Origin of the sequence: Flavobacterium pectinovorum (assembly GCF_006438875.1) — a bacterium.
Classification (GTDB): Bacteria; Bacteroidota; Bacteroidia; order Flavobacteriales; family Flavobacteriaceae; genus Flavobacterium; species Flavobacterium pectinovorum_A.
In genome coordinates this window covers 161442-176342 of the sequence record NZ_RCZH01000008.1, presented here as the reverse complement: position 1 = coordinate 176342, position 14901 = coordinate 161442, and the positions used below count along the sequence as shown (strand labels likewise).

Below are 14901 nucleotides of genomic sequence, written 5' to 3'. Positions count from 1 at the left end.
AAACCTGTTAGGTATTTATATGAAAGGTTTAGAATAAAAAATAAAATTAAATAGAGGTTAAAAACATACCTAACAGGTTTTTAAAACCTGTTAGGATAATAAAAAATTAAAAGTAATAATTTAAAAAGTTCATTGAAGGTGAAGAAGGATATTTTAGAAGCGGGACAATATTATCATATTTATAACAGAGGAAATAACAAAGAGAATATTTTTATTGAAGAAAAGAATTATAATTATTTTCTGGAAAAGGTAAAGAAATACATTTTGCCAATTGCAGATGTTTATGCTTATTGTTTACTCAGAAATCATTTTCATATTGTACTAAGGATTAAAGAAAAAGAGGACCTGCCTGAAAAAGTAAGAGAGAAAATTCATTTACCATTTTCAAATTTATTTAATGCTTATTCTAAAAGTATTAATAAAGCCTATAATAGAACCGGAAGTTTGTTTCAGGAACATTTACAAAGAAACAGAATAGAAAATGAAAATTATTTAAGACAGTTAATTGTATATGTTCATTTAAATCCTGTAAAACATAAGTTTACAGACAGATTTGAAACTTATTTACACTCATCCTATCGATCTTATTTGTCTGAAAAAATAACAAGTATTGATAGAAATTTTATTTTGAATCTATTTGGAGGATTAGAGAATTTTAAATTCTGTCATGATGAAAGGAGAATAGTTTATCAAGGAGTCGTTAATGATATTTATTTAATGGATGAATAGAATAATCTTACGGTTATTTATTTATCCTAACAGGTTTCCAAAACCTGTTAGGTATGACATAGAAGAAGACGTTTTATTAAGATTGGGATTTAAAATAGATACCTAACAGGTTTTGGAAACCTGTTAGGATATGAAAAACGATACGATTACTTTGAAAAATAAATTAATAGCGTTCTCACAACGCATTATAAATTGGATAAAAAAGAATAAAATAAAATCAGCAATTGCATTTCTGCTCTTGCTGATTTATTATTTTTCTATACCTCGAACTTTATTTCAGGAACCGTATTCTACCGTTATTGAGAGTAAAGAAGGAGAGTTATTAGGGGCTAAAATTGCAAAAGACGGACAATGGCGTTTTCCTGCGCAAGACAGTGTGCCCGATAAATTCAAGAAATGTATTGTTTATTTTGAGGATGAATATTTCTACAAACATCCGGGTTTTAATCCGGTTGCGATGGTAAATGCTATTAAACAAAACAGGAAAGCAGGAAAAGTAGTCAGAGGAGGAAGTACATTGACACAACAAGTTATCCGATTATCCCGAAAAGGAAAGGGAAGAACTTATTTTGAAAAATTTATCGAAATTATTCTGGCAACCCGACTAGAGTTAGGGTATTCTAAAAATGAAATTCTGGAATTGTATGCTGCTCATGCTCCGTTTGGCGGAAATGTGGTTGGGTTAGAAATGGCTGCGTGGCGTTATTTTGGCGTGCAATCGAATCAATTGTCGTGGGCGGAAAATGCTACTTTGGCGGTTTTGCCGAATGCGCCGAGTTTGATTTATCCGGGTAAAAATCAGATTAAGTTGTTGAATAAACGAAACAGACTTTTGCTGAAGCTCCATCAGGAAGGAATAATTGATCAGCAAACGTATGAACTTTCGGTTCAGGAACCATTGCCGCAAAAACCGTATGATTTGCCTCAAATCGCACCACATTTACTACAACGAGTAGCAAAAAGTGAAGAGGGAACTCGTGTAAAAACGACTATTGATTATGCTTTGCAAAATAGAGTCAATCAAATTGCGAGATATTATTACAATCAGTACAAGCAGAATGAAGTGAATAATCTGGCGATTTTGGTAATAGATGTTTCGAATAGAAATGTAATGAGTTATGTAGGCAATGCACCAACAGATAAAGACCATCAAAAAGATGTAGATATCATAGATGCTCCAAGAAGTACCGGAAGTATTTTGAAACCTCTTTTATATGCCGGAATGCTTGATGATGGCGAGATATTGCCGAATACTTTAGTGGCTGATATTCCAACACAGATTGCGGGTTATACACCGCAGAATTTTAATCTTACGTTTGATGGGGCTGTTCCTGCTCATCGGGCTTTGTCACGTTCGCTAAATATTCCAGCCGTTTTGATGTTGCAGGATTTTGGTGTGAATAAATTCTACGAAGAATTGCAAAAATTCAAATTGAGGGATATTAATAAAACGCCGGATCATTATGGTCTGTCTCTTATTTTGGGCGGTGCCGAAAGTAATTTATGGGATTTATGTCGAACATATGCAAACTTGTCTTCGACTCTTAATTATTATACTAAAAATCAATCAAAATATAGAACGAAAGAATTTACGGAACTAAATTACAAGAACGATTTTGAGCCTGATTTTGGCTCAGAAAGTGATCAGAAGAATATAATTGGTGCGGGATCAATTTGGTTAACATATAATGCAATGGAAGAAGTTAACAGGCCAGAAGGAGACGAAGCCTGGAAGTTTTATGACAGCTCATTGAAAATTGCATGGAAAACCGGAACGAGTTTTGGAAATAGAGATGCCTGGGCGATTGGCACAAATTCCAAATATGTAGTTGGAATTTGGGTTGGAAATGCGACAGGTGAGGGAAGACCGACTTTAACTGGAGTGACAAGTGCAGCGCCCATTTTATTTGATGTTTTTAATTTATTGCCGAGACAAAAATGGTTTCAGACACCTTATAAAGATTTGGAAGAAGTTGAGGTTTGTCGTTTAAGCGGTTATTTGGCAAAAGACGGTTGCCCGAAAATCAAACAATGGGTTCCTAAAAAAGGAAAATCTACGGTAGTTTGTCCGTATCATAAAACGGTTCATTTAGATAGAACAGAAAAATTTCAGGTTAATAGCAGTTGTGAAAATATTGATAATATAGTAACTAAAAACTGGTTTGTCTTGCCTCCGGTTATGGCGTGGTATTATAAAAGTCAGCATATTGAGTATTTGCCTTTGCCTCCTTTTAAAGAAGATTGTCAGGGAACGCAATCAGTAAATATGGATTTTATTTATCCAAAAACGAATAGCAAAATCTATTTAACTAAGAATTTTAATAGCGAAGTTCAGCCTGTAATTCTTAAAGTTGCCTACTCAGAACGTGATCGCGAATTGTTTTGGTATGTTGATAATGTTTACAAAGCAACGACAAAAACGTTTCACGAATTGCCAATTACGCCAACTGCCGGAACACACTATATTACGGTTGTAGATGCTTTTGGGAATGAAATTAGAAGAAAAATAGAGATTGTGAGGGAATGAAAAAAAGAAATTCAAATTCTTTAAAATTGCTTCGCCTGTTCGCTATCGCTCGGGTCCAAATTCCAATGTTAGATGAACGATTTCTGTGTCGTTTTAATTTCTATGATGAAGCCAAATCTTTTTTTTTCAACGGATTAATCCCGAAGGTTCTGGATGTTGCTATAAAATAATTCATTCCTCCAGAATTTTAGAAAGAGTTCCAGAGGAACAAAATATATTGTAGGGATGGATTTTAATCCATTCTTCGCAAAGTTTAAACACAATATTGTCAATTTCGACGAAGGAAAAATCTCTGCAAGTAACTCCGTAAAGAGAATCTAATCTTTGTCGAAATGATAAAAATAATCTTCTTATGGAAATGAGTGCCTAGCCCAGATAGAAGCGGTATCCTTTTTTTGGCTTTTTAGCCAGAAAAAGATACAAGTGGATAGCTGGAAATAGCTTCTAATAAAAAATATTTAACCACAAATTACACAAATTTCCACAAATTAATTCGTGTTCATTCGTGTTCATTCGTGAATTCGTGGCGAAAAAAACAGAAGTGAGATTGCTTCGTTCCTCGCAATAACGCATAAAAAAACCGCCAATCTTTCGAGAGGCGGTTTTAATTTTTATTCTGAAATAACATTTCCTTTTTTATCATAGAAATGGTATTCTAAGTACGTGTAAGCGTCACGAGGTATGATTTTCACCCATTTCTTATGTTCAAAAAACCATTTTGAACGTAATGATGGAAAACCTTTACTGAGGTATGCAGCCACAAACGGATGTGTGTTTAGTACAACTTTATTGTGGGTTTTTAAAATTCTTTCTAAATCAGAAGTGATTTTATCAATGATTAAAATTGGCGCTTCAATTTCGCCATGTTCATTGTTTGGATCTTCTTCTCTAGTTTTGATATTAACTTCGGGTCTCACGCGTTGTCTTGTAATTTGGACTAAACCAAATTTACTAGGCGGTAAGATTTTATGCTTTGCTTTATCGTCGCTCATTTCTTCTCGCAAGAAGTCGAACAGGACCTTCCTGTTTTCAGGATTAGACATATCGATAAAATCTACTACGATTATTCCGCCCATATCACGCAAACGAAGTTGTCTGGCAATTTCAGCGGCAGCAATCATATTCACTTCCATGGCTGTGTCTTCCTGATTAGTGGCCTTATTAGAACGGTTTCCGCTATTTACGTCTATAACGTGAAGAGCTTCAGTGTGTTCGATAATAAGATACGCGCCTTTACTCATGGAAACGGTTCGTCCAAATGAAGTTTTGATTTGTCTCTCTATATTGTATTTCTCGAAAATTGGAGTGTCATTTGATTGATAAAACTTAACAATCGATTGTTTTGAAGGCGCAATTTCTTGCAGATATTCCTTCGTTTGGTGGAACAACTCTTCGTCATCTATTTGAATACCACTAAAGGTATCATTGAATACATCTCTTAATATCGAAGAAGCTCTGTTGAGTTCTCCCAATACTTTTGAAGGATGATGAGCAGTTGGTAATTTTTTACACATTGCAGTCCATCTGCTAAGCAGGTTCTGCAAATCTTTTTCTAATTCGGCTACGTTTTTGCCTTCGGCTACTGTGCGAACAATAACACCAAATCCTTTAGGTTTGATCGATAGAACAAGTTTTTTTAAACGATCCTTTTCCTTCTTGTCTTCTATTTTTTGAGAAATAGAAACACGGTCAGAAAACGGAACGAGAACAATAAATCTTCCTGCCAATGAAAGCTCAGCGCTTATTCTTGGACCTTTGGTCGATATAGGTTCTTTTACAACTTGGACTAAAACAGATTGATTGGCACTTAAAATATCAGTAATGATGCCATCTTTGTCAATCTCTTTTTCAAACTGAAAGGTTTTTAGGGAGAAATCTTTTAATTTACCTGCGCTTACAAGTTTTATGAATTTCAGTTGGGAAGCTAAGTTAGGTCCTAAATCGTGATAATGTAAAAAGGCATCTTTTTCGAAGCCTACATTTACAAAAGCAGCATTAAGTCCAGCAACGGGTTTTCTTATTTTGGCAATAAAAATATCACCAACCTGAAAGTTGCTTTTCTCTTCTTCCTTGTGTAATTCAATTAGTTTTCCATCTTTTAATAAGGCAAAATCTACGGCTTCAGAACTAGATCTAATGATTAATTCTTTATTCACACTGTAAATTTTTATCTGTTTTTTCAGAAAATAGAAGATAGAGAGAAGAGTATAGATTATGAAAAATCTAAAATCTAAATCTAAGATCTAAAATCTTATTTACAGATGGATTAAACAATATTTTTAACAGGTATTGAACCCGGGGGAATTTTTGTTTGCAGTTCAGTATCAGTTGGCAGTTTTAAGCTGCATACTGTGACTTCGTACTGAGACTAAATTCCAATTTCAATGAACGTTTAAAAAGAAAAAAGTAGTTTAAAACTACTTTTTCTTTTTGTGACGGTTAGCTCTCGCTCTTTTTTTACGTTTGTGAGTAGCTACCTTATGTCTCTTTCTTTTTTTACCACTTGGCATATCGTGTCGATTTTATGATTAATTAATAGTATTATTTCGCTTCGTTATTCGTTTTTACTCCTTCTACAAAAACTTTTGCAGGTTTAAATGCAGGAATGTTGTGTGCTGGAATTTTGATAGTGGTGTTTTTAGAAATGTTTCTACCTGTTTTTTCAGCTCTTGTTTTTACAATAAAGCTACCAAAACCTCTTAGGTAAACATTGTCTCCAGTCTCTAGTGAAGTTTTAACTTCTTCCATAAAAGTTTCTACTGTTGCTTGAACATCTCCTTTTTCAAGACCTAGTTTCTCTGAAATTTTCGCTACGATATCTGCTTTCGTCATTTTCTTTCCTATTTTATTTTATAAATGGTGTACTATTTTTTTGAGTTTGCAAATATAGGAATTAAAAAAATAATTAATCAAGCTAATTCGTTAAATTTTAATTACATAAACATTTACTTTTGTATTCTAAGTATTTTGCAATGAATTTTTCTAACATATTGATAAAATGGTATTTACAAAACAAACGTGATTTACCATGGCGAAAAACGACCAATCCATACCATATTTGGCTCTCAGAAATTATGTTGCAACAGACTCGGGTTGCGCAAGGAATGCCATATTTTTTTGCTTTTACGGAGGAATTTCCTACTGTTTTTGATTTGGCAAATGCCTCAGAAGAGCAGGTTTTGAAACTTTGGCAGGGATTAGGGTACTATTCTCGAGCCAGAAATCTGCATAAAACGTCTCAATATGTCGCAAATGAGCTTAATGGAGTTTTTCCTGACACTTATAAAGAGTTGCTAAAATTAAAAGGTGTGGGTGAATATACCGCAGCTGCAATTGCTTCTTTCTCTTATAATGAAGCGGTTCCTGTTGTTGATGGAAATGTATTTAGAGTTCTTTCTCGTTATTTTGATATCGAATCTGATATTGCATCGCCGGCAACCAAAAAAGAATTTACCGAGCTGGCGCATGAATTGTTGCCAAAAGAGAATCCTGCAATTTTTAATCAGGCGATAATGGAATTTGGCGCTTTGCAATGTGTGCCTAAAAGTCCTGATTGTCCAGTTTGTGTTTTTAATGATAGCTGTCTTGCCTTGCAAAAGAAAAAAGTTTCGGTTTTGCCAGTGAAATCAAAAAAGATAAAGGTGACAAATCGTTTTTTTAATTATTTGATTTTGGAAGATGTTTTAGGAAACACTTTAATTCAAAAAAGAACAGCAAAAGGAATCTGGCATAATTTATATGAGTTTCCGCTTTTAGAGACGACTGATATTGTTGGTTTTGATTTTGTTTCAAATGCTGTTCAAAACGATATTTTTTCGACCTATACTATACTAAGTATAGAAGAGTGTAGCGAAACGACTGTAATTCACAAACTTTCGCATCAGCATCTGCATATTCAGTTCTGGAAAGTAAAAATTAACGAAATAATTGTTAATGGATTGAATACCACTGATTTGAAAAATTTACCTTTTCCTATTGTGATTTATAATTTTATCGAAAAGCAGGAAATAAATTGCTGAAAAAATGTATCTTTGAGGGAAATACTACTACAAAACTATGAACGGAACATTAAATAAAGTGATGCTAATTGGCCATTTGGGAGATGATGTGAAAATGCATTATTTCGATGGAGGAAATTGCATTGGGCGTTTTCAGTTGGCTACAAACGAAGTTTATATTAATAAAACGACTGCCGAAAAAATAACTTCAACAGAATGGCATAACTTAGTTGTGCGCAATAAAGCTGCTGAAATTTGTGAAAAATATTTATCCAAAGGTGATAAAATATATATCGAAGGACGTATAAAATCGCGTCAATGGCAGGCTGAAGATGGTACAACAAAATACACTACAGAAATTCAGGTTACCGAGTTTACTTTCTTGACTACCAAAAAAGAAACTGGAAATCATAAGCCAAATCACGATTCAGAATCCGCAAAAAGTACTAACTTTGACGCGACTAACGAAGGCATGCCTGTTACTGATTTACCAATCAATGACTTGCCTTTTTGATTGTTTAACTAATATTTTTTAATTTGGACCCAGAGCCCAGTTTACTCTTATCTGCAAATCTAGACATCAATTTAATAATTGGTTTTGTCGGAATATTTATTTTGCTGTTTTTTTCGGCAATCGTTTCAGGTGCCGAAGTAGCACTTTTTTCACTATCTCAAAAAGACATCGATGATGCTTTAAATGAGAATTTCCCAAAAGGAAAAATTATTTCAAATCTTTTAGATAAACCCAAAAAATTGCTTGCAACATTATTGGTTGCCAACAATTTCCTGAATATTGGAGTTGTTATTTTATTCTCTTTTATTGGACAAAATATCTTTGATCAAATATCTTCACCAGTTTTAAAATTTATTTTAGAAGTAATTTTAGTTACTTTTCTGATTTTATTATTCGGAGAAGTTCTGCCTAAAGTTTATGCCAGTCGTAACAATATAAAATTCGCAAAACGCGTTGCTTATCCAATCGCTGTTTTAGACAAATTACTGTCGCCAATAAGTTTGCCAATGCGAAGTGTTACACTTTATTTGCAGAATAAATTGGGGAAACAAAAGAATAGTTTTTCGATAAATCAGCTTTCGCAAGCGCTGGAATTGACAGATTCTGAAGGAACATCAAGTGAAGAACAAAAAATTCTGGAGGGAATTGTTTCTTTTGGAAATACAGATACTAAGCAGGTTATGAGTCCGAGAATTGATATTTTTGCATTAGAAATATCAGAATCATTTGCTTCTATTTATCCCAAAATAATCGAAAAAGGGTTTTCAAGAATTCCTGTTTATAGTGATAATATTGATCAGATAGAAGGCGTTTTATTCGTAAAAGATTTATTGCCTCATATTGATAAAGAAGAATTTGATTGGACAACTTTAATGCGTGAAGCGTTTTTTGTCCCTGAGAATAAAAAATTAGACAATTTGTTAAAGGATTTTCAGAGCCTTAAAAGTCACTTGGCAATCGTTGTTGATGAATATGGAGGAACATCAGGTTTGGTTTCTTTAGAAGATGTAATCGAGGAAATTGTTGGAGATATAAGTGATGAGTTTGACGATGAGAATTTGAATTTTTCTCAGATCGATGAAAGAAATTTTCTTTTTGAAGGAAAGATTAACATGAAAGATTTCTATAGAATTATAGATGTCAATGAAGATGTTTTTGAATCACACAAAGGCGAAGCAGAAACACTTGCAGGTTTTATTCTGGAAATTCTGGGTAATTTCCCCAAAAAAGATCAAAAAGTAGCTTTTGAAAACTGCATATTTACAATAGAAACAGTAGACAAAAAGCGTATAAAACAAATAAAAGTAACAATAGATTAAAATGCTCAAAAGAATACTTTCGATAGCGACGATTTTACTAACATTAACGGTTTTGAGTTGTAAAGATGACGTAGTGCCAAAACCAGCAAGTTTCCTACGTTTAGATTATCCAGAAGCAAGATATGTTAGTTTTGAGAACAATTGCCCGTTTACTTTTGAAATGAACGAAGCAGCGATTATCAAAGGTGAAAAAGATTGCGGATTTGCGATTACATATCCTAAAATGAAAGCCACAATTTACCTGACATACAAACCTGTAAATGGTAATATTGAAAAATTACTTAAAGACGCTCAGAAGCTAACTTATGAGCACGTTATCAAAGCTGACGATATATTAGAACAGCCGTTTTTAAACCCGCAAAAAAAGGTTTACGGAATGTTTTATCAAGTTGATGGAAATGCGGCTACAAACTCACAATTTTACGTAACAGACAGTACAAAACATTTTATAACAGGGTCAGTATATTTTTATGCTAAACCTAATTTTGATTCTGTTATGCCAGCGGCGAGTTATATCAAGAATGATATGCAAAGACTTATGGAAACTTTGAAGTGGAAATAGAAAAATCAAGACATAAAAAAGGGCGTTCAAATTTTGAGCGCCTTTTTTATGTTTTAATAAAGGATTAAATCCTCTAGTTTTTAACTATTGGAAAGCTATTTATTAGCTTCTTCCCAATTTATAAATCCAGAAGTCCATTCATAATGATTTAATTTGCATTCGTTTATTACCAAGCACTTCTCGTCAAATTTATTAAAGCCGGGTAAGTCTTTTAATTTTTGTACTACGGATTTTGCTTCTTCATATCTGCTAAATACACCAATAAATTTTACTTCTTCTACTTCTTTTATTTCGTAAATATGTTCTAAAATATATACATTTTCCATAATTTTAATTAAGTTGTTATTTTAAACAACAATGTTTTTTATGGTTGTTTTTTCAGAGACTTATAAATCCTAATATATTGATTTAATTACGATTTAATATTCAAAACTTTATAAGTTTTTCCGTCTCCCGTTGCCTGAACAACTTTTGTGAAATTATCTTGGTTTTGAACTGTTTTATCAAATACAACAGTCGCCGTTTTTTTATCAAAATCAACAGTTGCTTTTTCTACGCCGTCTAAATCAGCTAATTCTTTTTCGATTGTTTTTGCACATCCCATTGCGCAAGTCATTCCTTCGATTTCAAAACTTGCCGTTTGTACATTTTCGGCTGCGATTGCTTTGTGTTCTTTTGAAACGTCTGCTACGGGTTTTATATTCGCTAAATTTTTATCTTCTTCTTTTTTGCAGCTTACCAATACTAAACCTGCAATTGCTAATGATGCTACGATTTTTGTGAATTTCATTATATATGATTTTAGTTATCAAAAATGTTTGTTGCAAAATTAGCAAAAATCAAGAGGTTAGTTCGTGAAAATAGTACAAATTTGCATCAAAATAGTATTTATGGATGCAAAACAATTAAAGTGGGCTTATTTATTGGTTCTTTCACTAATTTGGGGAAGTTCTTTCATTTTAATCAAAAGAGGATTAGTCGGATTAACCGCTGTTCAAGTTGGCTCATTCCGAATTATTTTTGCAGCTGTGTTTTTGTTGATTGTAGGTTTTAAAAGTTTAAAGAAAATTTCGCGTCGTCAATGGAAATTTGTTGCTTTAACTTCAGTTTTTGGGACCTTTACGCCAGCTTATCTTTTTGCAATTGCCGAAACCGAAGTTGATAGCTCGATAGTCGCTATTTTGAATTCACTCACGCCTTTGAATACACTTGTTTTAGGGATTCTTGTTTTCGGAATCCAATTTCAAAAAAGACAAGTTCTCGGAGTTTTTGTGGGTCTGGTTGGGTGTTTATTACTGGTTTTAAGCGGAGCTTCATCACATCCCGGACAAAACTATTATTATGTAATTCTGGTAGTAATTGCTACACTTTGTTACGCAATAAACGTCAATTTAATCAAGAAATATTTGTCAGATTTAAATTCTGTAAGCATAACAACAGGAAACTTTGCAGTTTTACTTCTTCCGGCATTAATCATTTTAAGTACTACAGATATTCCTCAAAGAATAAATTTTGATGTCACACAACATTCTATCTTATTTGTAATGATTTTAGGAGTTCTGGGAACAGGAATTGCGAATGTTTTGTTCTTTAAACTAATACAAATGTCATCACCTGTATTTGCAACATCGGTGACCTATTTAATTCCGATAGTAGCATTTTTCTGGGGATTATTGGATAACGAAATGCTAACGCCAATTCAGTTTTTTGGTGCATTTATTATTTTAATTGGAGTTTATTTATCGGCTAAAAAGTAGTTTTGGTAGTCAAATGTGAAATGGTTTTTGTTAAATATCTTTCGGATTCTAATATTTTTTAGGAGCTAATCCCGCTATACGTTTCAATCTTTTGTGGCGAACCCCGCCACAAAAGGATTTCCACTTCTATCGGGGCTAGGACTCATTGTCCTGTAAAAATTTTCGTTAAGTTTGTTGTTTCGACGAATAAGTATGTCATTTCGACGAAGGAGAAATCACATCAGGTATTCGACAAAGATTGGCGATTTTGGGCGCGGAGTTTCTCGTGTGATTTCTTCTTCGTCGAAATGAGATACTTTTTACAAAGAAAACACCTGTATTGTAGTTTGCAGTATTGGAAACAACGGCAACGCCTTGAACACCGTGGGATAGCTTAGGGATGCGGTTTTTATAATTTTTTAATTAATGATTGAAAATTCTTACTTATAAGAAAGTTTTAAGGTATCTTCGCAGTCCTAAAAGTAAAGTTTATGAATGCGAAAAAATTCTTGCCCGTGTGGTATGGTGGCGGTATTGGAAACAACCGTAACGCTTTCTTTACAGCGTAGGACACCTTAGCTATACGGGTTTTATATTTCCTAAAAGTATTGATTATGAGTACAAACACCCTTTCAAAAGAAACAGAATTGAGATTAGCAGATTTTTTCAACAATTCTATCGACGTTAAATTTATGGCAAAGACAATTCGACAAATGAATTACATGGTTGCTTTAAGTTTAATGCACGAATGTGAAACCTTGGAGATTGATAAAAAAAATCTTGAAAACGGTTTTTTTTGGCTGAATGAATTAGCCGAAATTCTAAATCCTTATTTGGATGTTGAATGATGAAAAAAGAAAGGCTGCCGTAATTGACAGCCTTTCTTTTTTTCATAGAGATTGCACAATCTTGTCAAAAATAAGAAAACGAATCACGGATTTTTAGCAGTTCCGCAGGAACAAAATATATTGTAGAGATGGATTTTAATCCATCATTCGCAATCAAAACCCAATCTTATCATTTCGACGGAGGAGAAATCGCACTATCCCGAAGCTTCGGGACGCATGCAAAATCGCCAATCTTTGTCGAGTTACGCATGCGATTTCTCTTTTCGATCGAAATGACAAAAACAAACCATGGATTTTTAGCAGTTCCGCAGGAACAAAATATATTGTAGAGATGGATTTTAATCCATCATTCGCAATAAAAACCCAATCTTGTCATTTCGACGGAGGAGAAATCGCACTTGAAATTCCACATGCAAAATCGCCAATCTTTGTCGAGTTACGTGTGTGATTTCTCCTTGCGTCGAAATGACAAAAAACTGTATAAATAAAAAAAAGGCTTTGTCAAAGTTTAAACTTTGACAAAGCTTTTAGAAATCTTAAAAACTCAGCGATTCAAAAACCTTTGAACCTCTGAGCCTTTGAAACTTTGAACCTTTCTACAAACCTTTCTACAAAAAATCTGCGTCAGAAACTCCTTCGTTAATCTTGATGTCAGACATTTTAATATCCAATTCAAAACCTACATTCTGAATCAGATTAAAAGGAACTTTTATTCCTTTTACTTCTTTATAATCATTGAAGTTTGTGATTTGTGTAGACGATTTTCCGGCTTGTTCGCGAACTTTAGATTCTGCTACTTTCAATCCTGATTTAACATCGTAGAAATAAGTAGTTTTGCCATCTTTTATTGCATAAGCATCGCTTCCATTTATAGGTTCGATTCTGTCTACTTTTAAATCTGTTCTTTTTACTAGTTGTAATTCTTCAAAAGGAGCAGCGTTTGCTTTCATTTCTTTAAGATCATCGCCTTCAAGATTTTTGCGTTGTCCTTGTTGCTCTATATAAGCACCTTTATCGTTAACAACTTGTTTCATTAAATTCATTGTTCCCATTGCCAGAGAAACCATCATTTTTCCTTTTGAATCTAATTTAGAAGTAAAAGTCAAAGGAGTAGGAGCTTGCGGAATCGTTGTTGTTCCGTTCATTGCCAATGTTTTTACAGTAGAAACTGCTTTTTCTCCACCAATTGCTTTAAGATAATTCTCAAAAACAGTTTTTGCTGTAATTCCCGCAGGAACTTCTTTTGAAGTGGCAGGTTTTTCAACTGGATTTCCGTATCTGTCAAAATAGTAAATAGGAATTTGTGTTTTTTCTAAACCGGGAATAACATCTGTACCTTTTCCAACAATTACAATTCTCATATTGTCTAATAAGAAATATTTGTTGGCAACACGATTAATATCATCGGCACTTACATTATTGATGGTTTGAATGTATTTTTCGTAGAAATCAGCAGGAAGTTTTTCTGTCTCAATGTTCAAGGCGTATCTGGCAACAGTTTGCGGTTTTTCAACCTGCATTACAAATCGGCCAATATATCCGGCTTTTACATTTTTTAGAACATCTTCAGAAACTTTTTCAGTTCTGATTCTTTTGATTTCTTTTATAAATTGAACTACAGCGCTATCTGTAACGGTGTTTCTAACTGCTGATGAAGCTTTGAATTTAGTAGTGTATTTTCCAGTTCCAATGTTTGAACTTGCACCGTATGTCCAGGCGTGTTGCTCACGTAAATTCATGTTTAGGTAACTATTGAAATCTCCTCCAAGAATCTGATTTGCGATTACAGCAGGGAAAAAATCAGGATCGCTCATTTTTAAATTTACCGTATTTACTAATGAAATTTCAGATTGAACCGCATTTGGAACATCTACAAAATCAATTTGAAGTTTAGATACATTCTCCGGATTTGGATATGTATTTTTTGGAGCAGCTTGTTTTTTCCATCCGCTAAAAAGTTTTTCTACTGCTGCTTTTGTTTCTTTAAATTTAATATCTCCAATGATTACTAAATAAGCGTTTTCAGGAACAAAATATGTTGCATAATTTGCCTGAACATCTGCAAGAGTAACGTTTTTTACCGTTTCTTCAGAAAGATATTCTCCAGATGGATTATTTTTTCCAAAAGCTAAAACATCAACTACGCGATTTGCAATTGCAGGAACGCTTTTTTCATCGGCTTTAAGCCCTTCAATTAATTTTGCTTTTTCTTTATCAAACTCCGTTTGTGTAAAATTAGGCTGTAAAGCACCTTCGGCTAAAAGCTCTAAAACACGTCCTGAATATTTAGAAAGTGAACTTGCATAAGCGCCAGAAGAGGTGAAATTGATGTTTGCACCATAAAAATCAATCTCTTCGTTAAAAGCTTCTTTAGCCGTTTTTTTAGTTCCGTTACCAATTAAACTGCTGGTTAATTCGTCAACACCTTTTTTATTTCCTTCTGTAAAAGGAGCATTGTCTAAGGTAAGATTGAAACTAACTCTTGGTAATTTATGATTTTCAACTACCAAAACCTTCATTCCGTTTGCCAAAACAAAAGTTTGTGGTTTTTTGATATTGACTACTGGCGAAGCGCCTGGTTTTGGTTGTGGACGATCTTGTGCTTGCATAATTCCAGTCAGGAATAAAAGGATTAAAAAAGTATGTATTTTTTTCATGATTCGATAGG

The 14901-nt window shown here is 33.5% G+C and carries 14 protein-coding genes; 9 read left to right on the top strand and 5 right to left on the bottom strand.

The window, feature by feature from the left end:
- Positions 1-138 precede the first annotated feature (138 nt).
- Together EAH81_RS13685 and pbpC are read left to right on the top strand one after the other, a co-directional pair.
- Positions 139-729, top strand: a complete 591-nt coding sequence (locus EAH81_RS13685) for a transposase (RefSeq protein ID WP_140507960.1) — start codon at positions 139-141, stop codon at positions 727-729.
- Between the two features lie 130 nt (positions 730-859).
- The gene (gene pbpC, locus EAH81_RS13680; RefSeq protein ID WP_410501108.1) at positions 860-3256 is read left to right on the top strand and encodes a penicillin-binding protein 1C; all 2397 of its coding nucleotides are present in this window, start codon (positions 860-862) and stop codon (positions 3254-3256) included.
- 611 nt (positions 3257-3867) lie between these two features.
- Here pbpC and EAH81_RS13675 read toward each other — a convergent pair.
- Both EAH81_RS13675 and EAH81_RS13670 read right to left on the bottom strand, forming a co-directional pair.
- Positions 3868-5412: a ribonuclease E/G gene (locus EAH81_RS13675; RefSeq protein ID WP_140507958.1), complete on the bottom strand. Its 1545-nt coding sequence runs from the start codon at positions 5410-5412 to the stop codon at positions 3868-3870.
- A 385-nt stretch (positions 5413-5797) separates the two neighbouring features.
- Positions 5798-6088 carry an HU family DNA-binding protein gene (locus tag EAH81_RS13670; protein WP_007805026.1) on the bottom strand — a complete coding sequence of 97 codons (291 nt, stop codon included), beginning with the start codon at positions 6086-6088 and terminating at the stop codon, positions 5798-5800.
- A 140-nt stretch (positions 6089-6228) separates the two neighbouring features.
- Between EAH81_RS13670 and mutY the strand changes: the two genes are divergently transcribed.
- Genes mutY through gldD form a run of 4 tightly spaced genes read left to right on the top strand, consistent with a single transcriptional unit; the run spans position 6229 to position 9649 of the window.
- Entirely contained in the window at positions 6229-7275 is a 1047-nt protein-coding gene (gene mutY / locus EAH81_RS13665; protein ID WP_140507956.1) for an A/G-specific adenine glycosylase, read from the top strand.
- A 37-nt stretch (positions 7276-7312) separates the two neighbouring features.
- Positions 7313-7768: a single-stranded DNA-binding protein gene (locus EAH81_RS13660; protein ID WP_140507954.1), complete on the top strand. Its 456-nt coding sequence runs from the start codon at positions 7313-7315 to the stop codon at positions 7766-7768.
- Between the two features lie 23 nt (positions 7769-7791).
- Entirely contained in the window at positions 7792-9087 is a 1296-nt protein-coding gene (locus tag EAH81_RS13655; RefSeq protein WP_140507952.1) for a gliding motility-associated protein GldE, read from the top strand.
- A 1-nt stretch (position 9088) separates the two neighbouring features.
- Positions 9089-9649, top strand: coding sequence for a gliding motility lipoprotein GldD (gene gldD / locus EAH81_RS13650; protein ID WP_140507950.1), 561 nt, complete (start codon positions 9089-9091; stop codon positions 9647-9649).
- Positions 9650-9744: 95 nt separating this feature from the next.
- On the opposite strand, the gene EAH81_RS13645 is transcribed toward gldD, so the two are convergent.
- Both EAH81_RS13645 and EAH81_RS13640 read right to left on the bottom strand, forming a co-directional pair.
- Positions 9745-9975: a hypothetical protein gene (locus EAH81_RS13645; protein ID WP_140507949.1), complete on the bottom strand. Its 231-nt coding sequence runs from the start codon at positions 9973-9975 to the stop codon at positions 9745-9747.
- A gap of 86 nt (positions 9976-10061) precedes the next feature.
- Entirely contained in the window at positions 10062-10439 is a 378-nt protein-coding gene (locus EAH81_RS13640) for a heavy-metal-associated domain-containing protein (RefSeq protein WP_140507948.1), read from the bottom strand.
- Between the two features lie 100 nt (positions 10440-10539).
- Here EAH81_RS13640 and EAH81_RS13635 point away from each other — a divergent pair, with 100 nt between their 5' ends.
- The 3 genes from EAH81_RS13635 to EAH81_RS13625 all read left to right on the top strand — a co-directional run bounded on the left by EAH81_RS13635 (position 10540) and on the right by EAH81_RS13625 (position 12562).
- Positions 10540-11406 carry a DMT family transporter gene (locus EAH81_RS13635; RefSeq protein WP_140507947.1) on the top strand — a complete coding sequence of 289 codons (867 nt, stop codon included), beginning with the start codon at positions 10540-10542 and terminating at the stop codon, positions 11404-11406.
- Between the two features lie 593 nt (positions 11407-11999).
- On the top strand, positions 12000-12233 hold the full coding sequence (locus EAH81_RS13630) for a hypothetical protein (RefSeq protein WP_140507944.1): 234 nt from the start codon (positions 12000-12002) through the stop codon (positions 12231-12233).
- A 128-nt stretch (positions 12234-12361) separates the two neighbouring features.
- Positions 12362-12562: a hypothetical protein gene (locus EAH81_RS13625; protein ID WP_140507942.1), complete on the top strand. Its 201-nt coding sequence runs from the start codon at positions 12362-12364 to the stop codon at positions 12560-12562.
- Positions 12563-12841: 279 nt separating this feature from the next.
- On the opposite strand, the gene EAH81_RS13620 is transcribed toward EAH81_RS13625, so the two are convergent.
- Entirely contained in the window at positions 12842-14890 is a 2049-nt protein-coding gene (locus EAH81_RS13620) for a M16 family metallopeptidase (RefSeq protein WP_194150823.1), read from the bottom strand.
- Positions 14891-14901: the final 11 nt, after the last annotated feature.